Genomic DNA, 21375 nt, shown 5'->3' with positions numbered 1-21375 from the left:
GACGCTCGGGCGGCCTCAGCGCGTCCGGTCGTACGGGGTCGTCGTCGACACCGCGACCAGGCCCGACCGTTCGAGGATCGGACGCGAGTCGTCGGTCGAGTCGCTGTGCACGAGGGCCTTGCCCTGCGCGAGGGCGGAGCGCGCCCGTGCGGCGGTCAGCGCCCGGTAGATGCCGCGGTGGCGGTACGCCTCGAGGGTGGCACCGCCCCAGATGCCGACGAAGTCCGTGCCGGGGACGGGCTCGAGTCGGCCACCGCTGACCATCCGACCGTCGACCTCGGCGACCCAGAGCTCCATGCCGTCGTCGCGACCCAGCCGCGAGAGCAGCGCGTCGGCCATCCGCGCGTCGACCGCTTCGCCGAACGCCTCGTCGACCATCGCGCTCATCGCCCGAACGTCAGCCTCGGTGGTGACCCGACGGACCGTCACCCCCTCGGGTGCATCGCCGAGACCGGCCAACGCCGTGAGCGGCCCGATCATGATCGACTCGGGCTCGCCGGGCTCGAAACCCGAGGCCACGAGCGCGTCGTGCAGCCCAGGCGCCCGGTCGTGGCCCCGCGTCTTCCACTCGACCCGGGTGATCTCGGCGTCGGCGTCGAAGTGCTCGACGGCGACGGCCACGAGCGCGCGCACCGCGTCGGCGTCGGCCTCGCCGAGGTCGCGGTAGGTGACGAACCCGCGGCCACCGGCGAAGGTGACGAGCCGCAACGGACCGTGCCGCGTGACGTCGATCGCACTCGGCGTCTCGGCGTCGGTGCGGAGTTGCTCGTCGTAGGCCTGCAGGTAGGTCGTCGCGTCGATCATCGGGGACACGCTAGCCGAGCCGCGATCTCACACGAGCGAGTCGCGCCACGCCGCGTGCAGCTGCGCGAAACGGCCGGTGCCCGCGATCAGGTCGTCCGGGGTGCCGTCCTCGACGATCTTGCCGTGCTCCATCACGAGTACCCGGTCGGCGATCGCGACCGTCGACAGGCGGTGCGCGATGATGACGGCGGTGCGATCGGCGAGCAGGGTCTGCAGCGCCTCCTGCACCATGCGCTCGGACGGGATGTCGAGCGACGCCGTCGCCTCGTCGAGGATCAGCACGCTCGGGTCCGCGATGAACGCCCGGGCGAACGACAGCAGCTGACGTTGCCCGGCCGACACCCGGCCGCCGCGCTTGTTCACGTCGGTGTCGTACCCGTCGGGCAGGGCCTCGATGAACTCGTGCGCCCCGACCGCCTTCGCCGCCCGCACGATCTCGTCACGTGTCGCGTCGGGCTTGCCGAGCGAGATGTTGTCGGCCACCGACCCCGAGAAGAGGTAGGCCTCTTGCGTGACCATGACGATCGCGCGGCGCAGGTCCTTCGGGTGCAGGTCGCGCAGGTCGACGCCGTCGAGCGTCACCGCCCCGCGCGTCGGGTCGTAGAAGCGCGAGATGAGCTTCGCCAACGTCGACTTGCCGGCCCCCGTCGACCCAACGAGGGCGATGGTCTGACCCGCGGGCACGTGGAGGTCGAAGCCAGGCAGCACGACCGTGTCGGCGTTGTAGGCGAACTCGACGTCGTCGAAGTGCACCTGCCCCTTGGCGTCCCACAGGTCGACCGGACGCGTCGGGTCGGGCACGCTCGGCTGCTCCTCGAGCACGCCCGAGATCTTCTCGAGCGCGGCCGACGCCGACTGGTAGCCGTTGTAGAACATGGCCATCTCTTCGGCCGGGTCGAAGAACCGCTTCGCGTAGAGCGCCACCGCGAGCAGGGCGCCGATCTCGAGCGAACCGTCGATCACCCGGAAGCCGCCGAAGAGCACGACGGCCGCGAGGGTCGCGTTGCCGATGAGCACCAGGCCCGGGTCGAAGGTGCCGAACAACGTGAACACCTTCGAGTTGGCCTGCCGGTAGTCCTCGACGTGACCGGCGTATTCCTTCTCGTTGCGCGCCTCCTTGCGGAAGGCCTGCACCGCGCGCATGCCCGTCATCGTCTCGACGAAGTGGACGATGACGCGGGCGCTCGTGACGCGGGTGGCGCGGAACAGCTTCTGCGAGCGCACCTGGAACCACCGGGTCAACGCCACGAGCGGCACGAGCGCCACGGCGAGGACGAGGCCGCTCTGCGGGTCGAGCGCGACGAGGGCGACGGCGGTGAAGACCATGTACAGCAGACCCGAGACGAGCTGGTTGATGCCCGAGTCCAGCAGTTCTCGGATCGAGTCCAGGTCGCTCGTCTGGCGCGAGATGATGCGGCCCGACGTGTAGGTCTCGTGGAACTCGAGGCTGAGCCGTTGCGTGTGCAGGAACAGACGCTTGCGCAGGTCGAACAGGATCGCCTGGCTGATGCGCGCCGACAGCACCGTGTACTGAGCCATCAGCACCGCACCGATCACACCGGTCACCAGGTAGGCGACCACGACGAGGATCGCGGGCGCCCAGTCCTGGTCGTCCATCAGCGCCGGCAGGGCGGTGTCGATGCCGATCGCGATCAGGGCCGGCCCCGCGACCTGCGAGGCCGTGCTGATCACGACGACGACGCCCATCAGTGCGAGACGCCAGCGCAGCGGGTGCACGAGCGAGCCGAGGAGGCGCAGCGAACGACGGCGCAGCCTCTTGCTCTCGTCCTTGGTGAAGTTCTCGCGCTCTTCGCCGCGGACGCCCTGCGTCGTCGAGCCCTGCTCGGCGCGCTTCTCGGCGGGGGTGCGTCCGTCGAGCGCCTCGCGCTCGACGGGGCCGTCGGCTGCTGCCGGACGGTCGGGACGGTCGTCCTCGAGTGTCGTGTCGGTCATGCGAGCACCTGCTCTCGGCTGGTGGTGGAGTCGTCGTCGAGCGACGAGATGACGTAGCGGTAGTGCTCGTTGCTCGCGATGAGGTCGGAGTGGCGGCCCACCGCGGTGACCGTGCCGTTCTCGAGCAGCGCGACCCGGTCGGCCAGGGTGACCGTCGACGGTCGGTGGGCGACGATCAGGGACGTCGTCGACGCGAGCACGCGCCTCAGACCGGCTTCGACGCGCGCTTCGGTGTCGACGTCGAGGGCCGACAACGGGTCGTCGAGCACCAGCACGGCCGGGCGGGCCGCGATGGCGCGTGCCAGCGCGAGGCGCTGGCGCTGTCCGCCGGACAGGCTGAGCCCCTCTTCGCCCACCCGGGTGTCGACGCCCTCGGGCAATCGTTCGACGAAGTCGGCCTGGGCGATCTCGAGGGCCTCGCGCATCACCCGGTCGGCCTCGTCGGGGTCGTCCGCGAGATCGGGGCGACCGAGCAGCACGTTGTCGCGCACGGACGCGCTGAACAGCGTCGCGTCCTCGAACGCCATGCCGATGTGACGGCGGAGTTCTTCGCGACTGAGGTCGCGGACGTCGACGCCGTCGATCAGGACCTGCCCGCCGGTGACGTCGTAGAGCCGGGACACGAGCGACAGGAGCGTGGTCTTGCCCGAGCCGGTGAGACCGACGAGGGCCATCGTCTCGCCGGGCTCGACGACCAGGTCGACCCCGTTGACCAGGTCGGAGAACTGGGCCGGTGAGTCCTGGTAGCGGAAGTGCGTGCCCTTGAACTCGAGACGGCCGCGGGGTTCTGCGATCGTCGACGGGTTCTCGGGGTCGGTCACCGTGTTCTCGCTGTCCATCACCTCGAAGTAGCGGTCGACGGCCGTGCGGGTGTCGAAGGTCATCGACAGCAGGAAGCCGATCGACTCGACCGGCCAACGCAGCACGGTCGCGGTAGCGAAGAAGGCGAACAACTGGCCGACGGTCAGCTGACCGTCGGCGGCGAGCCACACGCCGCCGAGCAGACACAGCGCGAAGGCCACGTCGGGCACGAGCAGCAGCCAGAGCCACAGTTTCGAGATGGCCTTCGCCTTCTCGATCTCGGTCCCCCGGAGGTCTTCGGCCTGCTTGGCGAACTCGCGCAGCGAGTGCTTGCCGCGACCGAAGGCCTTGAGGACCCGGATGCCGTGGACGCTCTCTTCCACGCTGGTCGCCAGGTCGCCGACCTGGTCCTGGGACCGACGGGCGACGATCGAGTACCGCTTCTCGAAGGCGAAACTGACGAAGAACACCGGCAACGACGCGACGAGGAAGACGAGGCCGAGCACCCAGCTGTACCAGAACAGCACGACGAAGCCGACGACGATGGTGAGCACGTTGACGACGAGCAGCACGACGCCGAACGCGAGCCAGCGACGGATGAGGCTCAGGTCGCTGACCGACCGGCTCAGCAGCTGACCGCTCTGCCACCGGTCGTGGAACGCCACCGGCAGGTCTTGCAGCTTGGCGTACAGGGCGTTGCGCATGGTCGCCTCGACGTGCGTGCTCGGGGTGAGCACCAGTCGTCGACGAGCACCGATCATGATCGCCTCGGCGACGCCGAGGCCCAGCACGACGGCGAACGCGGGCCACACCTGCGACCGGTCACCGCTCGACAGCGGTCCGTCGACGAGCAGCTGCAGGACGAGGGGGATCAGCAGGGCGACGACGGCGGCGAGGAGGGCCGCGACCATGCCCAGCACGATGCGGGGCAGGGCCGGTTTGACGTAGGGGTACAGCCGAGTGAGCGACTGCACCGTCGAGGGGCGCTTCGCGGTGTCGGGCGGACGGGCGGACGAGAACTTCTGAGACATGGGTGATCCAAGTGTCGTGATCTGGCACAGGCGACGGCGCAGAGCGCTGACCCGTTGTGGAGAAAGGTGGTGCGGCGACCGTCCGGGGAGGACGCATGGTCGCGCGGTCGCGCCCGGGACGTCGCCGGGCGTAGGTGTCGGAGTGGTGCCGGTGGGCGGCGGACCGTCTCGTCTAGATGATCGGCGCCGGGCTCGGATACGCCGAGGAGGCGCGACCCACGCGAGCACCGTCGGTGGCCGTGCCCACCGTGGTCAGTGTCGTCGTCGTCATCATGTCCTCCTGAGTGTCGTCGTCCGTCCGTGCGGTCGTGTCCGACCGGCTGTGAGCAGCCTTACAGGATATGCGTGCCGTCGACTCCGCCGCAAGACGGAATCGTTCGGATCAACGGACGACGCGACCCGCGCCTCCGGGACCTCGTCGACGACGACCTAGTGGAAGAAGTGGCGCTCGCCCGTGAAGTACATGGTGACGCCGGCGGCCTTGGCCGCGGCCACGACCTCGTCGTCGCGGATCGACCCGCCGGGCTGCACCACCGCGGCCACACCCGCGTCGAGCAGCACCTGCAGGCCGTCGGCGAAGGGGAAGAACGCGTCGGACGCCGCGACCGACCCGGTGGCGCGCGAGCCGGCGCGGTCGACGGCGAGGTGGCACGAGTCGACGCGGTTGACCTGGCCCATGCCGACTCCGACCGAGGCGCCGCCCGAGGCGAGCAGGATCGCGTTCGACTTGACGGCGCGCGAGGCCTTCCAGGCGAACTCGAGGTCGGCACGCGTCGCGGCGTCGGCCTCGTCACCGGCGACCAGCGTCCAGCCGTCGGACGTGAAGCCGTCGAACCGGTCGGCGTCCTGGACGAGCAGGCCACCCGAGATCTGCTTGACCTCGCGGACGTCGCGAGCGAAGTCGGCGGGCAGGGTCAGCAGGCGGATGTTCTTCTTCGCGCTGAGGATCTCGACGGCCTCGGGGTCGAACGCCGGGGCGATGACGACCTCGGTGAAGATGTCCGCGACGGTCTCGGCCATGGCGCGCGTCACGGTGCGGTTGGCCGCGATGACGCCGCCGAACGCCGAGACGGGGTCGCAGGCGTGGGCCCGCTGGTGCGCGTCGGCGATGGCGTCGACGGCGTCGGGCGAGGCGACGGCGATGCCGCACGGGTTCGCGTGCTTGATGATCGCGACGGCGGGCTCGTCGAAGTCGAAGGCGGCGCGCAGGGCGGCGTCGGCGTCGACGTAGTTGTTGTACGACATCTCTTTGCCGTGCAGCTGCGTCGCCTGCGCGATGCCGTGCGCCCCGGGCGTCGCGTAGATCGCCGCGGCCTGGTGGGAGTTCTCGCCGTAGCGGAGGGTGTGCTGCACCTCGGCCGAGAGGGTGACCGTGCGTTCGAAGCCGGCCCGCGCCTCCTGCTGGTCGACGACGGACGAGGAGGCGCCGGTCGCCCCGGCGGACGCGTCGGCCTCGGCGCGCACACCCACGTGTGCGGCGAAGTACGCCGCGACTGCCGTGTCGTACGCGGCCGTGTGGGCGAAGGCCTCGCCGGCCAGGCGCTGACGCTGGGCCAGGGTCGTGCCACCGAGCGTGAGTGCCTTGACGACCTGCGGGTAGTTCGTCGGCGAGACGACGATCGCGGCGTTGGCGTGGTTCTTCGCGGCGGCCCGCACCATGGCGGGCCCGCCGATGTCGACGTTCTCGATGACGGTGGGCACGTCGGCACCCGACGCGACGGTCTCGACGAACGGGTAGAGGTTGACGACGACGAGCTCGAACGCGGCGATGTCGAGTTCGGCCAGCTGGGCCTCGTGCGACTCGAGACGCAGGTCGGCGAGGATGCCCGCGTGCACCGCGGGGTGCAGCGTCTTGACGCGCCCGTCGAGCGACTCGGGGAACCCGGTGACGCTGCTGACGTCGGTGACGGCGTGGCCGGCGTCGCGGATGGTCTGGGCGGTCGAACCGGTGGACACGATCTCGACGCCGGAAGCAGACAGCGCGGCGGCGAGGTCGAGCAGGCCCGTCTTGTCGCTGACGCTAATCAACGCCCGTCGCACGGGGACGGCGTCACGGTCGCGGTAGAGGCTGGGGTCGATGGCGTGGCCGCTCATGCGGTGGGCTCCTGTTCGAGAGAGATCGTTCCGTTGGCGATGTCGAGCACGGTCTGCACGAGCAGTTCGCGCTCGACGACCTTGATGCGGTCGTGCAGCGACGACTCGTCGTCGCCGGGCAGCACCGGGATGCGGCGTTGCGCGAGGATCGGGCCGCTGTCGACGCCCTCGTCGACGACGATCACGCTGGCGCCGGTCTGCTCGACCCCGGCCGCGAGCGCGTCACGCACGCCGTGCGCCCCGGGGAACTCGGGCAGGTAGGCGGGGTGCGTGTTGATCAGGTTCGGGGCGAGGGCCGCGACGACCCGCGGCGGCACGAGCCGCATGAACCCGCTGAGCACCACGAGGTCGGGCTGCCACTGCTCGACCTGGGCCAGCAGCTCGTCGCCCCAGGCGGCACGGTCGGCGAAGTTCGAGAAGGCGACCGAGAAGGTCGGCACCCCGAAGTGTTCGGCGTGCTCGAAGCCGTCGGCCTCACGGTCGGCGCCGACGGCGACCACTCGGGCCGGGTACTCGGCGTCGCTCGCGGCCTCGAGCAACGCCCGGAGGTTCGAGCCGCCACCGGAGATGAGCACCACGAGCTTCAGCACCCGGCAAGCCTAGCGGGCCGGGCACGCGCACCGTGGGGCGGCGGAGACAGGGGTCCGTCGTGAGGCGGACGACGACGACGTCAGCGCGTGATGCCCTCGATGCGCTCGGTGTCGTCACCGTCGGGCCGGGGGGTGGGTACGGACACGGGCCCGGTCGTCGCGGTCGTCGCGGTCGTCGCGGTCGTCGCGGTCGAGTCGACACCCGCATCGTCGTGCCGCTTCGTCCGGGACCTGTCCGGCGTCGTCTCGGCCCGCGGACCCGCGAACCTCGGCGGCGTCACGACCATCGCCAAGACGCCGGCGACGGCGAACTCGAGCGCCGCGAACCCGCCCACCAGCAGCGGGTCGGGTCCGACCTCGGTCAGTCGCCCGGGCCCGGCCGAGCCCGAGGCCGCCCAGGCGAGCAGGCCCAGCAGCACTCCCCCGACGAGCCCGCCGACGACCGCGACGACGATGCGGCGGACCAGGTCGTCGACTCCGTGCCCGGCGAGCATCCGCTGCAGCTTCGGCCTCAGCAGCGTCGCGCAGACGTACGCGGCGACGACCGGCACCAGCAGCCCGACGAACCCGAACGTCAGGTCGGCGGTGGGCAGGGCGCCGAGGAAGGGGATCGCGGGCATCGGACCGACGGCGGTGCCGAGGGGCGAGATCGACGACCCGGTGCCGATGGCGAAGCCGGGGCCGACCAGCCACGACGCCGCCCAGACGACGACGTCGGGGAGCAGCGCCAGTTGTCCGAGCGTCAGCGCGAGCCCGCCGAGGAACCCGCCGTGCGCGCCTTCGTACAGGGTGATGATCTCGGCGTAGTTCGTCACGATCAGCACCGAGACGATCAGGGCCGACACGGCGAGCACGGTCGATGCGGCCACGGCCCCGAGACGCAGCCCGGCGGCTGCGATGCCGGTCACCTGTCCGGGCAGTCGGGACAGCAGGCCGATGACGGCACCGGTGACCGGGTCGGCGGACTCGCCCCGACGGCGGCGCGTGACCTCGGCCATGGCCACGACGGGCACGGCGTAGACGAGCGTGGGCAGCAGGGTGCCCTGCCACAACGACGGGCGCGCGAGCTCGTGCTGCGCCGAGGCCGCCAGGGCGAGGGACAGCAGGGCGAAGGTGCCGATCGTGACGAGCACACCGATCGTGCGGTGGGCCGTCTCGGCGGCGGCACGGCCGGCGCGGACCCCCATCAGCACCGTGAGCAGGGCGAAGCCGAGCGCGGCCAGCGAGACGACGATGGGGGCGTCGGCCCCGGCGATGCCGGTCGCCGCGGCCGCGTCCGCACTGAGCTGGACGGTGAGGTCGGCGCCGTGCCCGACGAGCCACGAGTCGACGGCCGCTCGCCAGAAGACGATCCAGTCGATCTGCAGGCCGTACTGGAACGCCCAGAGCGAGGTCAGCACGACGAGGGGGATGCCGACGCCGATGGCCACGACGAGCAGGGCTTCGAGCGCGGAGAAGAGGGCGGTGACTGGGCGGTTCATCGCGAGCGACTGTACCGGTGCCGACCGGGGCCGGCCTGCTGCCCCGCCGCCCACGACGACGACACCGGTCGGCACCCGTGCCGCGCCTGCACCGGGCCACACGGACGACGACGGGCGTGTCCGTCGTGACCGGGCGTCCGAGGACGACCGGCCGTGACGAACACGCCCGTCGAGGAGGCGCGGGTCGGCCCCTAGAGGGAGGCGTAGACCTCGCGGAGCAGCGCCGCGGTCTCGCTCGGCGTCTTGCCGACCTTGACGCCGGCGGCCTCGAGTGCCTCTTTCTTGGCCTGGGCGGTGCCGGCCGAGCCGGATACGATCGCCCCGGCGTGACCCATCGTCTTGCCCTCGGGGGCCGTGAAGCCCGCGACGTAGCCGACGACGGGCTTGGTGACGTGCGCCTTGATGTAGTCGGCGGCACGCTCTTCGGCGTCGCCACCGATCTCGCCGATCATGACGATCGCCTTGGTGTCGGGGTCGGCCTCGAACGCCTCGAGGGCGTCGATGTGGGTCGTGCCGATGACCGGGTCGCCGCCGATGCCGATGGCGGTCGAGAAGCCGAGGTCGCGCAGCTCGAACATCATCTGGTAGGTCAGGGTGCCCGACTTCGAGACGAGCCCGATCGGGCCCGAGCCCGAGATCGAGGCGGGCGTGATGCCGACCAGCGACTCGCCCGGCGTGATGATGCCGGGGCAGTTCGGACCGATGATGCGGGTCGTGCCGCCCTTGGCCTTGGCGAGGGCCCAGAACTCGGCACTGTCTTGCACCGGGATGCCTTCGGTGATGACGACGACGAGCGGCACCTCGGCTTCGATGGCCTCGACGACGGCGTCCTTGGCGAACGCCGGCGGCACGAAGACGATCGAGACGTCGGCGCCGGTCTCGGCGACGGCCTCGGTCACGGTGCCGAAGACGGGGAGCTCGACGTCACCGTGGGTGACGGTCGTGCCGGCCTTGCGGGCGTTGACTCCACCGACGACCTGGGTGCCTGCCTTGAGCATGAGGGCGGTGTGCTTGGTGCCCTCACCGCCGGTGATGCCCTGGACGATGACCTTGCTGTCCTTGTTGAGGAAGATCGACATTGTTCTCTGCAGTCCTTACTTCGAAGCCAGCTCGGCGGCCTTGTCGGCAGCCTCGTCCATGGTCGCGACGACGGTGACCAGCGGGTGCGCCGCCTCCGCCAGGATGCGTCGACCCTCGTCGACGTTGTTGCCGTCGAGTCGCACGACGAGCGGCTTGGTGGCCGCGTCGCCGAGGATGCCGAGGGCGGCGACGATGCCGTTGGCGACCGCGTCACAGGCGGTGATGCCACCGAAGACGTTGACGAAGACGCTCTTGACCTGGGCGTCGCCCAGGATCACGTCGAGCCCCGCCGCCATGACCTCGGCGCTCGCTCCGCCGCCGATGTCGAGGAAGTTGGCGGGCTTCACGCCGCCGTGCGCCTCGCCGGCGTAGGCGACGACGTCGAGCGTCGACATGACGAGCCCGGCGCCGTTGCCGATGATGCCGACCTCGCCGTCGAGCTTCACGTAGTTGAGGCCCGCGGCCTTGGCCTTCGCCTCGAGCGGGTCGGCCGCGTCGGCGTCCTCGAGCTCGGCGTGACCGGGGTGACGGAACTCGGCGTTCTCGTCGATCGAGACCTTGCCGTCGAGGGCGACGATGTCTCCCTGCTCGGTGAGGACGAGCGGGTTGACCTCGACGAGGGTGGCGTCCTCGCCCTCGTAGACCGCGTAGAGCTTGACCAGCACGGGCGCGACCTTCTCGATCAGCTCGTCGGGGAACCCGCCGGCCTTCGCGATCTCGGTGGCCTTCGCCAGGTCGATGCCCGAGCGGGGGTCGACCTCGATGCGCGCCAGCGCGTCGGGCTTCTCGACGGCGAGCTGCTCGATCTCCATGCCGCCCTCGACGCTGCAGAGCGAGAGGTACGAGCGGTTGGCGCGGTCGAGCAGCACCGAGAAGTAGAACTCGCGGGCGATCTGGGCGCCGCCGGCGATCATCACGCGCTTGACGACGTGGCCCTTGATGTCGAGCCCGAGGATGTCCTTCGCTGCTGCCTCGGCGTCGTCCGGGGTCTTCGCCACCTTGACGCCGCCGGCCTTGCCGCGGCCGCCGACCTTGACCTGGGCCTTCACGACGGTGACGCCACCCAGCTTCTCGGACGCCGCTCGCGCCTCCTCGGGGGTGTCGGCCACGATGCCCGGCAACACGGGAACCCCGTACTGCTCGAACAGGTCTCTGGCCTGGTACTCGAAAAGATCCACGCTGTTCTTCCAATCCGCATCGCTGCGTCGTCTCACCATGATCCGTCTCGACATCGAGCCATCTCGACATGAAGACATATGGGCCAGCGGTCAGCCTAGCGGGCGACCCGAGGGGTACGCCGAGCGTCGCGTCTGCTGTGAGCATCGGCGGCCACCGATGACCTGGGGAGTAGACGAGAGGCATCCCGACAGAACGAGAAAACGGAGACACGCATGTCGAAAGAGAAGAACCTCGCCACGCAGGAACGCCTCGGCGAGATCCTGACCGCCCGTGAGATCGACCGCCTCGGCGAGGGCTTCCACGCCGACGTCGTCGACCACGACCCGGCCCCCGACGCACCCGCCGGCCTCGCGGGCATCCAGGCCTTCTGGACCGAGTTCTTCGCGGCCTTCCCCGACGCCGACCTCGGGGTCGAGACGCTCGTCGCCGACGACGAGAACGTCACCGCGGTCTTCACGATCTCGGGCACGCACACGGGCACGTTCCAGGGCGCCGAGCCCACGGGCAAGTCGTTCACCGTGCGCGGCATCCAGGTCGGCCGCTTCGACGAGGACGGCCTGCTGGTCGAGCGCTGGGGCGCCACCGACGAGGCCGGCCTCAAGCAGCAGCTCGGCCTGGCCTGAGCCGCTTTCCCACCACCCCGCACCGCCTTCGGAAGGACGCATCATGAGCGACATCAACACCCCCGCAGCATCGGGCGACCAGCCCTACGATCAGGCCGACGAGTTCGCCGAGTCCGAGCAGATCGCGACCAACGACGCCGTCGCCGGCGAGACGGTCTTCCCCGGCGTCGGCGAGGGCAACGACGGCCCGACCGGCGGCGCGCCCCGCGAGGGCTCGCCCGAGTACGCCTCGAACGACCTCGAGGGCGACGAGATCGACCTCGACGAGACCGAGTGACCTCGGTCACCACCGTCTGACGACGCCCCCGCCGCACCTCGCGGCGGGGGCGTCGTCGCGTCGCGGCGGGGCCGTGGTCGCGTCACGGCTCCTCCCCTGGCGGTCGCCGTCGTCATCCGCGCACAGGAGGCGCGGTGCCGCCCTCGGCAGCCGGGGTCGCTGCCCGATCGTCGGTGCATGACTTCACCACACAGCGCCCTCCATCCCCCCAGACGGCGCCTCGCCCTCGCCCTCGCCCTGCTCTTCTCCGTCGTCGTCGGCCTGCTCGGCCACGCCCCGGCCGCCGCCGTCACCGGGACGGGACTCGGCCCGGGCCACCTCTGGCGCGGCGACAACGCCTCGTGGCTCGGCACGTACCGACTCGACGACGGCACCCAGGCGTTCTGCCTCGAAGCCGGCAAGAGCTCGCCCGTCGGCAACCACTACGACACGACCACGGTTGGCGACGTGATCGGCGTCTCGACCGACGGCCACGCGCGCCTCGCCTACATCGTCCGCACCTGGGGTGGCACGACCGACGCCGACACGGCCGCCGCGGGACAGCTCGCGGTCTGGACCATCACCGGCCTGAACGGCCACACGCAGCGTTACTACGCCGGCCGTGCCAACGAGCGGTGGCCGATCGTGCTCGAACGCGCGAACCAGATGCTCGCCGAGGCCTCGTCCGCCGCGTCGAAGTCGGTCGCGGCATCGATCACCGTCGAGCTCTCGGACGACGGCACGGGGCTCATCCGCCCCGACCTCACGGTCGACCGCGTGACGGGTGGGCCGACGGCCCTCGAGCCCACGCATGCGGGCACGGTCACCCTGGACGGAGCCGTGTTCGAGGACGGTTCGACCACGGCCCTCGTCCGCAACGGCGAGAGCGTGCCCGTCACCGCCACCGGTGACGCTGCTCAACTCATCGTGAACGCCTCGGTCGAGTTCGTCGACCTGCCGTACGGACGGGTGACCACGGTGGGGAACAGCCCCGCAGGCTCGCAGATGATCCTCTTCTCGGGCGGGGTGGCGGCCTCGGCTTCCGAAGCCGCGAGTGTCGAGCAGTTGTCGCCCCTTCCCTTCCGACCGAGCGTCTCGACGGTGACCAGCGACAGCCTCGCCGAGGCGGGGACCATCGTCACCGACCAGGTGACGCTCGGCGTGCGGCCCGGTGACGGGCTCTTGGTCGCCCCACAGCGCATCGCGAAGGGCGTCGGCTGCAATGGAAACATCATCCTCATCGCTGAGGAGGTCGACAGCGGTGCGCTCGCGGCTGGTCACGGGCAGTCCGTCAATGATTTTAACGTCCGCAGATTCGAGAGCACGCCACGATTAGACGACGGTGCCCGCAGAGGTCTGACGACGGCCCACTACGAGCATCCTGTAGGAGGCCGGATAAACGTCACCGATGCCGTGGAGCTTGCCGCAGCCGCAGAAGCGAGGACGGCGTCGGGCCTCGACGCCGCCGTTCGTTCCGGTGCGAGCATCTGGGGGTTCGTCGATAGCCGCACCGCCCGTAGATTATTCAACGGCTTCGTGTGCGCTGCCGTGATTCGGCGCACGCCGTAGTGATTGATTCGTTCTAATATACCAGAGCGGAAGCGATATGCGAGGTTCGCTCGTGCAACGCCACTGCTACGGGCCTGCGCGGTCGCCGATATGCCCTATGGGCACTCGGCGATGTTAGCGACGCGCTGAGCAACAGAGGGCGGTGGCGTAGTTCGATATTATCGCCCAATTACATTCTGCTAGTAACGAGTCACCTTTCAAAGACACGGTTTGTGTCCTGACAAGCGACTAGACAGACCCATCGGCCCCAGTCTTGGAGTGCGGCTAGCTGCCGCAAAGGCCGCCTACCACTAGCCGTTGCTTCTGTTCCACCTGGGCTCGCCAGCGCGAGCACTCTCGCTCCGGGCTTCTTCCAACTCCTGAACGACGCTAGCAAGCTCACTCGACAGCTCCCGCTCACGTTTCTCCAAAGTCTCGACTTTCTTGGCGAAGTAAACCCTGTTCGACTCTTGCTCCTGCGCCTCATCAAATTGTATTTGCTCGGCGGGATCGAAAGATTCACCGTGTTCCATGTTGTAGCCGTTATTCCTCATGCCCTCATTCAAGCGTTAATCGGGAGTCAATGCCTAGGAATTCGCAGAAGTATTTGCACAAGCGAAACGGCCATCATCTTTGAGGTTTCTCGCGCCAGACGGCTCAGATGCGCACGTCCGATACCAAACTGATGCTTGCCCGATCAGGCCTTTGACACTCACCGCGAGAGGATGAAGCTGGCGGTGGCCGCCAAGCCGGACAGCTGAGTGACTACTCACATTCATCGTCCGAGGGGAGGAAGACTTCCACTGTGGAAGACCAAGCGTGAGAGGGTCCTCGCCCCCCGGTGCTTGTGTATTCCTGCGGCCCGTAATCGTCAACGAGCCTGCGCCGAAGCTCTTCATCAGGCTGTGGGGTGTTGGGAATCAGCGATGTACGGAGCGCCCCGTTTTCCTCTATCTGCAGTAGGTACTGGCCATCGTCCTGCTGCGAATACCAGGCACTCACCCGAGTGCCTGCATGCTTTTCAGCAAAGACCTGAGCGCTCGCATGAACAAGGCCTACTTCGCGCCCTGGCATGGCGCTCTTCGCAGCGCCGTCCCGTGGGAACGGGTCGATGACCCGAAGCCGCGCGTCCGGTCGAATCGTGCTGCTGAGAAATGTCCGGGTGGGCAGGTCACTTGCGGGGAACGAATAACCAATGATGTCAACCTGATCGGCGGCACGTAGGGCCTGGGCCGCCAGTCGCCACTGGGTGACTAGACCCGATCTTCCGTAGTAGCTGTTCTTGATGCTGGTGGGAGGCACTAGGAACGGCTGCAAATCGGCGAATAAAAATTCAGACCGTGTTCGCGCATGGGGTCGTGGGTTGTACACCATCTGCTCAGTAAGGGGCGCATTACTACCTCCGTGCCACCAATTGACCGACCCGTGAAGCTTGAGTACGGTCGGGACCCTACGCCGGGGTGGGGCCTCAGAGAGGAACCCTGACGAGCCGATGGGGTGCCTTTCAGTCAGGGGTGCGGCGTAGAACGCAGATGCTGTGTGGGCCCACCCAACCCTCGTAAAGGCCGATTCAAGCAACGTGTCGTAGTTAAAAGTCAGGACGGTTACATTCTCGTGAGACCACTGCCAGGACATGCGATCGAGCCAGCTTGGCTGGGTTTGGTCCGCGTGCTCTTGCGCCTTGATGATGACGTCATAGAGCACATCTATTGCTTTGGAGAATAGCGCCCGATTACCTTGATTCTCGCTGTCGCTGAGCCACGGCTGGTCACTCGCGAGGTAAGCGAGCCACGCCTCGACGTCATCACCGAACGGTTCAAAGACCGTGTCACGTAGGTGCAGCCTGCTTTCAAATTGGTCCCGCAGGTCAACCATGAGCGGCATGCGCTCGCTAATGGCTCGCGAAAATCCCGCTCCTAAGACAACGACTTTCTTCACGGTCTTATTCTTGCTCTGCTGTCTGCTGTCTGCCAGAGGTGCAAGGCGCAGTCGCCAGCGGTCATTGGAGGCACTCAGGAGGTTGACGCCACCATCGCCCGACCCGAGTACCAGCAATACAGTCAACGCTGCTTTGACGCGTCACACAGCACGCGAAGAATCGTCACCGCGCTCTGGAACTAAGTTCAGCCGCCCCTCTTGTTCCACGGGCACTTGCACGAACGCGCCGAGGCACGCCTGCCTGACGGGCGGCGGTGTACTCCCTTGGCCGAGACACGATGCCGGGCAACGTCGGCATCCTGGACCTCGACACCTTCACTTGGACGGGGCTCTACCCTGTTAGACCGTTGTTCGAGGAGCAGCGATCTAGGCGACGCAATGCCCTCCGTGGAGCGGAAACCGAGGACACTTCACGCCTGAACCTGGCCGCGCAGCTCACCACAAATTTAGGCCTTTGCGGCCCGGAGCGTGTTGACGAAACGAGAAGTCTCACTGCGACGCTTGGCCTTGCTAAGCCCGAGCGGGCCTAACGACGGCCACGCCGGCTGCTCGAGCCCAAGCCCGGAAATAGCCACCAATGCTGTGCGTCACGCTTGGGGTCCAATTTGCATCTATCTCGCGCCGAAGCGTGGCGCCAATTTCAGCGGGTTTGACACCCGGATCAGCTTCTAGGTGGGCTAACCCCGCAGCCCCACCAGGTCGGGCCATAAGAAGTTTTCGAAGCTCGGCTGGTTCGACCGATCCGCCTGCATCCACAAGAGATGGCACGTGCAGCGCCACTCGACCTGTGCCATCCACCACGACCGCACCAAGTGCGGCGAGAGTGCGAATGGCGCCTCGCTCGCACTTCTTCTCCGGAGAGATGATGACGTCTTCCCCACGCCCGAGCTTCGCAAGCAGTTCGAGGCTCGCGCGAGGAGCAGATTGAGGTATGCCCGGACGTGAGCGCATGGCTGACCGTGTCGAAAGAAGACGCTGCGCACTCGTTCGGGCGGCCCCTGGTTGGACCAGGAACCTGTTCCCCTGCCGGGAGGTCAAACCTGCGTAGTCGAACCACGAAAGGAACACCCGCGCGTAGGTAGCCCACGTGCTTGGCCTACCCGAAACGGCGGGGAACAAACTGGGGAGCATCGCACCGAAGAGTTCCGCATTGACGTAGCCATCATGCTTCGTCGCCAGTTCCACGAGCGCACTGTAGGCCTTGTGGCGCCTCAGGGAGCTTGCAACGCGGCTAAGTACGGCGGCCTCGGGATCGGACGCGCTCACCACCTCGGACACAAGCTTGACCATCAGTGGCTCGTAGACAGCAATTCCGAGAAGGCGCAGTTCTCTCGAAAGGTTGAAGATGACGTTGTCGCTCGTGTTAAGCCCTGCGGCGAGGACGCTGACAGACGAGCTTCCGCCATTCCCCATGACCAGGGGCAGCATGCGTGCAACCTGGTTAGGTGCGAGCCGCAAGATGTACGAGTCTTCAAGGAGCACACGGCCGGTGTTTAGATAGTCACGGAACGTGTCCCAGTAGGTGTCGAGCCGGTCACCTACCTGAACGATGAGTCGTCGGTCGACAAGAGATTGGACAGCGTCTGGCGCGTATCGCTCCGTCACTTCGCCGGCGGGTATCGGTGCATAGCGGGCGATGTGCCGAAGGATCTCTACGGATTGAGGGCCAAGTTCAGCGAGATCAGCATCAAACAAAGTCTGAATGTTTAGAGCCTCGGCCAGAAGCTGTTCTGGACTTGAACCACTGCGCAGCTCACGGAGAACATGATCTGCGAGTTTCTTGAGTAGCCAAGGCAGTCCCTGGCTGTACTCACGCAGGCGAGTTCTAAGGTCGAGCCCAAGACTGACGCCGGCCTGAACCTGGAGTCGGCTGAGAATCGTTCCGACTTCTGCGGAACCGAACGGTTCCACGATTATCGTCCGAGCTACGCTTCGAATTTCGTCGCGGAGCTGATACGGGTAGCCCTCTACCCAACCCACGAGATCGGTCTTCCAGGCAAACCCCAGAATGAGCGGACCTTCGACTAATCGTGCACTCAGCGCTAGATCGCGGAACGCCCTCGTAAGAGATTCGGACTGAAAGACGTTCTCAAACTGGTCAAAGAAGACCAAAACCGGCTTTTTTGGATCGGCCCACTGAGCCCTACTTACGGTTTCGATTCCGCTGACCAGGCTCGCCCAGTTGGCCTCATCGGGCATGACAAGGACACCCTTGGAGGCCGCCTTTTCTACTGCCTTCCGGAGGACCTCGACTATGTAGCGAGGGCTTGAAGCCGTGCGGGCATCCATGACTGTGGCGGAACCGCCCATTCGGTCTATCTGCTCTGCGAACTTGAGAGCCAGACTGCTTTTCCCCCAGCCAGATTGAGCATTAAGAATCAGCGTTGTTTGTTTGGTGCCGACTTCTCCCCCTAGCTCTCCCAGCGCGGTCTTGCGACCGACGAAAAATTTGGGGCCGGCGGGTAATTGGTACTGAAAGTCCTCAACGGAAGAAGCCACAGGAACGAGCACAACGGATTCCGGCATCGATTCGACTGGGGGTGGGCCTGAATGCGCCCGAGCATCAACAACTGGTAACCCCTGGGCATAACTATCTGCTGCAATCAAGTCGATTGTCGGGGCGGGGACGCGTCCGCTAGACGCCCACGTTAGAACTCGCCGCGGGGTCCTCGTGTGTTCATCGATCTCAATCGCAGCGCAGACCGTGGCTTGCTCCGTAACCACGATCGCAAGGTCGCTTAGGTTGTCGACCCCTTCCGGAGCCGTGGAAATGAGGCCCTCCATCCTCAGCGCCTCCACGATCGCTTCCGCGTCCATGTAGCGGAAGTGCTCGTCCTTGTCTCGGATGGCCCGTGCGGAAGCTCGACCGTCTTGAGTCAGGCCCGGTAGGACCATCATCAAGCCAAAAACTCCGGGTTTGGAGAGCCTCTCGACGTTCAGCTTTCCGTAGAAATTTGTCAGTTCCTTCGCCGCGACCGCGCTGGTATAAGCCTTGCATTCAGCCATGACCACCCGCCCGTCAAACCGAGTGGCCGTCACAACGTCGAGTTCGATGCCGTTCGAGATCACGTTAAAAGTGCTCGTCGTCGGCTTCTCGTACCCGTAAGCATGAAGCAAGCTGCCAACGAACTTCTCGAAAAGGTGCCCACGCGCGTTCGACACGGCTGCCGGGCTTTCGCCTGTCGCCAGAACGAGAACGGTAGTTGGTCGGAGAGCAAGCCCAGTCACGTGGACAGTAAACAGCACACTCGAGGCTTAGTCGACTGACAGCACGCATAACATCACGCGAGGCGCAGGCGCGAGAGTCAATTCCCGCGTTACACGGCGACCCTCTAGTCTCGAAGCGTCTAGTGCGCGCCTTCTAGTGTCACGTGCTCTGTAGCTGAAGGGGGACAGTTGCGATTCTTCTTAGGTACACCAAAGCAAGAGCCGGTGCCGGCGCCGGGACTTTATCTGCTGATTGACTCCTGGAATGACTGGTGGAAATGGGAGACGCTCTTCCACTTATCTCATGTCTCGGATGATGGGAAAGTAACGAGCGTCGGATACGTCAAGTTCGGTTCTGCAGCCTTGGAAAGCGGTACTCCCCCGCTCCCCGACAGCTTCGAGCAGCTCGACGACGAGTTCTTTAGCCTCGGCCAAGACCGGGATTACTACGAGAATCTGAGCAGTCTGGGAGGATCGATAAGGGACCAGGTACTCCAGGCGCTCAAGGATGTTGCCTTTGATACTTCTCTCTTCGATGCCCATCGCTCAGAGCCGGTCATGGGCAACTCGCTGCTGCGGAACGTGCCACCGTCGGTAGTAGTGGGCCAGTTCGCCCGGCTAAGCCACGGCGGAGTGCCCCTCACTGCGTATTCGTTCCTGTATAGGGCGCCCGATTCCAGCCGTCTTCAGGGCGGAAGACGACGCCCAAAGTCGACCTCCGGCAGCAATTTGGAACTCGCCTTCGAGGTCCAACCGGAATCTTTCCCACCGACCAACCTCCATGTCCTCATCGGGCGCAACGGTGCGGGGAAGACAACGCTTCTCAACGCCATGTGCCGCTCTCTTATTCTCGGTGATCCCGATGAGCACGGCAGCTTCGAGGGCACGAGCGACGGGGAGGGCCTCTTCGCAAACTTGGTGTCCGTCACCTTTAGCGCCTTCGACCCGTTCACGCCCCTGCAAGACCGGCGGGATCGATCGGAGGGAATGCGGTACTCATACATCGGCCTCAAGAGGCGTTCCGGGCCCGTCGACGACAGGCAGGCGCCAAAAACTCCAGAGCAGTTATCGGCAGACTTCGCACAAAGCGCTCTCAATTGTTCAAGCGGCCCCAAGCTGGATCGTTGGTCCAGAGCCCTAGATGTTCTCGAGGCGGACCCCCTTTTCGCTGAAGCGAATGTCTCCGACCTGACCGCATTTGCGGATAGTCCAGAAGATCTTCGTTCCGCCGCCCACAAGTTGTTCGGAAGACTGAGTTCCGGTCACAAAATCGTGCTTCTGACAATCACACGGCTGGTGGAGACTGTTGAGGAAAAGACCTTGGTCTTGCTTGACGAACCCGAGGCCCATTTGCATCCGCCGCTGCTCTCGGCATTCACCCGCGCCCTGTCGGATTTGCTCATCGACAGGAATGGCGTTGGCATCGTTGCCACCCACTCGCCAGTCATCCTGCAGGAGGTTCCCCGCCGGTGCGTCTACATCATCCGCCGAAAGGGAACCGTCGTTAAGGCCAAGCCTCCGCGTGAGGAAACGTTCGGTGAGAACGTCGGAAAGCTGACTCGAGACGTATTTGGACTGGAAGTCACGGCTTCGGGGTTCCACCGACTCATCCGAGAGGAAGTTGAAGACGGCCGGTCCGCTCTGGAAATCGTTGAGAAGTTCAAGGGCGAGGTCGGATGGGAAGCGCGCGCCCTAATAGATGCTCTCGTCGATACACGGGATGCGCGCAGCACTTCGAGTGGGGTCGGCGAAGCACCGTGATGGACTACTTGGCACCACCCACGACCTCCGCACGAGAGGCCTATGAATTGTGCATCTCTCGCATTCGCAACGCGGAACTTGCTCGAAGAGCTGCAGATGCGGTTGACGAGATAGACGCCGCTGCTTCTGACTTCATCTTGTCCGTTCAAGCCGGCCAAACACACCTTGTCCCCACCCCGACAAGCATTGGCCCCGGCGGGCTCACAAAACGAGAAATGGTGGCCATGTATGACGATCGCATGGTGGACGAGGACGCTCCTGGGCGCCCGATCTATCAGGCGATCTACGATTCCGCCGATTGGTGCCCCATGTGCGGCCACCGGGATGTGGCCTCCGTTGACCACTACCTTCCAAAGGCCCACTACCTCGCACTGGTTACGGCCCCCGCCAATCTGGTTCCTGCTTGTTCCGTCTGCAATAAACGAAAGAAGGATCGGCAAGCCGCAGTTCCTGACGAATTGTTCCTCCATCCATATTTCGAGGACATTCGCCGAGATCCCTGGCTCGTCGGAAGCGTGCCGGACGAGATGCAACGATCGATCGTATTCTCTGTCCGACATTGCCCGACGTGGTCGACGACTTTGTACAACCGAGTCCGATTCCAGTTCGACGAGCTGGGTCTGGCTGAACTATTTGCGGCCCAGGCCGCAGACGAACGGAGTGGGATCAGGGACGAATTGACGTGGCTGCTGAATAGTGGCGGTCCAGATGCAGTGCGAGAGGCGCTACGCCGGAGATCAGGGAGCCACAGGGCGCACCGCTACAACTCGTGGAATGCCGTGGCATACGACTCGTGGGCATCCAGTTCGTGGTTTAGGTCGGGCGGGTTCCGCTAGAGCCACGAGTCAAGCCTCTACCCCACCCCGGATTCCTCGTTCTGGACACACCCATGCTGACGTACAGAGACCCCGAGATCGGCGCAGACAACGCGCCGCAACACGATGCCGCCGAAGCAGCGACAGGCGGCGCCTCGTCTGACCTCGCCACAATAGGCAAGGACGCTTTCGACGGTCTCTCGCGCCTTCTACG

The 21375-nt window shown here is 66.2% G+C and carries 16 protein-coding genes; 5 read left to right on the top strand and 11 right to left on the bottom strand.

What is annotated here, in order from left to right:
• Positions 1-15: 15 nt before the first annotated feature.
• From SJY14_RS04195 to sucC, 8 genes are all read right to left on the bottom strand, one after another.
• On the bottom strand, positions 16-804 hold the full coding sequence (locus SJY14_RS04195) for a GNAT family N-acetyltransferase (protein WP_396599868.1): 789 nt from the start codon (positions 802-804) through the stop codon (positions 16-18).
• Between the two features lie 27 nt (positions 805-831).
• Complete coding sequence (locus SJY14_RS04190; RefSeq protein ID WP_396599867.1) at positions 832-2757, bottom strand: ABC transporter ATP-binding protein; 1926 nt, start codon at positions 2755-2757, stop codon at positions 832-834.
• The gene (locus tag SJY14_RS04185) at positions 2754-4589 is read right to left on the bottom strand and encodes an ABC transporter ATP-binding protein (RefSeq protein ID WP_396599866.1); all 1836 of its coding nucleotides are present in this window, start codon (positions 4587-4589) and stop codon (positions 2754-2756) included. The genes SJY14_RS04190 and SJY14_RS04185 overlap by 4 nt, the downstream gene beginning before the upstream one ends.
• Before the next feature lie 429 nt (positions 4590-5018).
• Positions 5019-6683: a bifunctional phosphoribosylaminoimidazolecarboxamide formyltransferase/IMP cyclohydrolase gene (gene purH / locus SJY14_RS04180; protein ID WP_396599865.1), complete on the bottom strand. Its 1665-nt coding sequence runs from the start codon at positions 6681-6683 to the stop codon at positions 5019-5021.
• The gene (purN, locus tag SJY14_RS04175) at positions 6680-7273 is read right to left on the bottom strand and encodes a phosphoribosylglycinamide formyltransferase (RefSeq protein ID WP_396599864.1); all 594 of its coding nucleotides are present in this window, start codon (positions 7271-7273) and stop codon (positions 6680-6682) included. The genes purH and purN overlap by 4 nt, the downstream gene beginning before the upstream one ends.
• Positions 7274-7353: 80 nt before the next feature.
• Positions 7354-8754 (bottom strand): DUF6350 family protein, encoded by a 1401-nt coding sequence (locus SJY14_RS04170; RefSeq protein WP_396599863.1) that lies wholly within the window; start codon positions 8752-8754, stop codon positions 7354-7356.
• 191 nt (positions 8755-8945) lie between these two features.
• Positions 8946-9833, bottom strand: a complete 888-nt coding sequence (gene sucD, locus SJY14_RS04165) for a succinate--CoA ligase subunit alpha (protein ID WP_043594275.1) — start codon at positions 9831-9833, stop codon at positions 8946-8948.
• A 15-nt stretch (positions 9834-9848) separates the two neighbouring features.
• The gene (sucC, locus tag SJY14_RS04160; protein WP_055974887.1) at positions 9849-11012 is read right to left on the bottom strand and encodes an ADP-forming succinate--CoA ligase subunit beta; all 1164 of its coding nucleotides are present in this window, start codon (positions 11010-11012) and stop codon (positions 9849-9851) included.
• A 213-nt stretch (positions 11013-11225) separates the two neighbouring features.
• Here sucC and SJY14_RS04155 point away from each other — a divergent pair, with 213 nt between their 5' ends.
• The 3 genes from SJY14_RS04155 to SJY14_RS04145 all read left to right on the top strand — a co-directional run bounded on the left by SJY14_RS04155 (position 11226) and on the right by SJY14_RS04145 (position 13461).
• On the top strand, positions 11226-11636 hold the full coding sequence (locus SJY14_RS04155; RefSeq protein WP_071256292.1) for an ester cyclase: 411 nt from the start codon (positions 11226-11228) through the stop codon (positions 11634-11636).
• Positions 11637-11679: 43 nt separating this feature from the next.
• A complete protein-coding gene (locus SJY14_RS04150) occupies positions 11680-11913 on the top strand; it encodes a hypothetical protein (protein WP_071256291.1) in 234 nt (77 codons plus the stop codon).
• Between the two features lie 177 nt (positions 11914-12090).
• Positions 12091-13461 (top strand): thioester domain-containing protein, encoded by a 1371-nt coding sequence (locus tag SJY14_RS04145; RefSeq protein ID WP_396599862.1) that lies wholly within the window; start codon positions 12091-12093, stop codon positions 13459-13461.
• A gap of 290 nt (positions 13462-13751) precedes the next feature.
• Here SJY14_RS04145 and SJY14_RS04140 read toward each other — a convergent pair whose 3' ends face one another.
• The 3 genes from SJY14_RS04140 to SJY14_RS04130 form a co-directional block, all read right to left on the bottom strand.
• Entirely contained in the window at positions 13752-13994 is a 243-nt protein-coding gene (locus SJY14_RS04140) for a hypothetical protein (protein WP_396599861.1), read from the bottom strand.
• A 211-nt stretch (positions 13995-14205) separates the two neighbouring features.
• Complete coding sequence (locus tag SJY14_RS04135) at positions 14206-15378, bottom strand: SIR2 family protein (protein ID WP_396599860.1); 1173 nt, start codon at positions 15376-15378, stop codon at positions 14206-14208.
• A 510-nt stretch (positions 15379-15888) separates the two neighbouring features.
• A complete protein-coding gene (locus SJY14_RS04130; protein ID WP_396599859.1) occupies positions 15889-18540 on the bottom strand; it encodes a restriction endonuclease in 2652 nt (883 codons plus the stop codon).
• A gap of 270 nt (positions 18541-18810) precedes the next feature.
• Here SJY14_RS04130 and SJY14_RS04125 point away from each other — a divergent pair, with 270 nt between their 5' ends.
• Positions 18811-20346 carry an AAA family ATPase gene (locus SJY14_RS04125; protein ID WP_396599858.1) on the top strand — a complete coding sequence of 512 codons (1536 nt, stop codon included), beginning with the start codon at positions 18811-18813 and terminating at the stop codon, positions 20344-20346.
• Positions 20262-21182: an HNH endonuclease gene (locus tag SJY14_RS04120; RefSeq protein ID WP_396599857.1), complete on the top strand. Its 921-nt coding sequence runs from the start codon at positions 20262-20264 to the stop codon at positions 21180-21182. The genes SJY14_RS04125 and SJY14_RS04120 overlap by 85 nt, the downstream gene beginning before the upstream one ends.
• The last annotated feature ends 193 nt before the right edge of the window (positions 21183-21375 follow it).

It is taken from the genome of Frigoribacterium sp. R86507, from assembly GCF_044597695.1.
GTDB lineage: Bacteria > Actinomycetota > Actinomycetes > Actinomycetales > Microbacteriaceae > Frigoribacterium.
This window is presented reverse-complemented; position numbering and strand designations above follow the sequence as displayed.

Excerpts from the sequence above, each read along its gene's own strand:
- SJY14_RS04195 (WP_396599868.1), bottom strand. The coding sequence starts at position 804 with ATGATCGACGCGACGACCTACCTGCAGGCCTACGACGAGCAACTCCGC.
- SJY14_RS04155 (WP_071256292.1), top strand. The coding sequence starts at position 11,226 with ATGTCGAAAGAGAAGAACCTCGCCACGCAGGAACGCCTCGGCGAGATC.
- SJY14_RS04185 (WP_396599866.1), bottom strand. The coding sequence starts at position 4,589 with ATGTCTCAGAAGTTCTCGTCCGCCCGTCCGCCCGACACCGCGAAGCGC.
- SJY14_RS04190 (WP_396599867.1), bottom strand. The coding sequence starts at position 2,757 with ATGACCGACACGACACTCGAGGACGACCGTCCCGACCGTCCGGCAGCA.
- SJY14_RS04170 (WP_396599863.1), bottom strand. The coding sequence starts at position 8,754 with ATGAACCGCCCAGTCACCGCCCTCTTCTCCGCGCTCGAAGCCCTGCTC.
- SJY14_RS04140 (WP_396599861.1), bottom strand. The coding sequence starts at position 13,994 with ATGAGGAATAACGGCTACAACATGGAACACGGTGAATCTTTCGATCCC.
- purH (WP_396599865.1), bottom strand. The coding sequence starts at position 6,683 with ATGAGCGGCCACGCCATCGACCCCAGCCTCTACCGCGACCGTGACGCC.
- SJY14_RS04145 (WP_396599862.1), top strand. The coding sequence starts at position 12,091 with ATGACTTCACCACACAGCGCCCTCCATCCCCCCAGACGGCGCCTCGCC.
- sucD (WP_043594275.1), bottom strand. The coding sequence starts at position 9,833 with ATGTCGATCTTCCTCAACAAGGACAGCAAGGTCATCGTCCAGGGCATC.
- SJY14_RS04120 (WP_396599857.1), top strand. The coding sequence starts at position 20,262 with ATGGGAAGCGCGCGCCCTAATAGATGCTCTCGTCGATACACGGGATGC.
- SJY14_RS04150 (WP_071256291.1), top strand. The coding sequence starts at position 11,680 with ATGAGCGACATCAACACCCCCGCAGCATCGGGCGACCAGCCCTACGAT.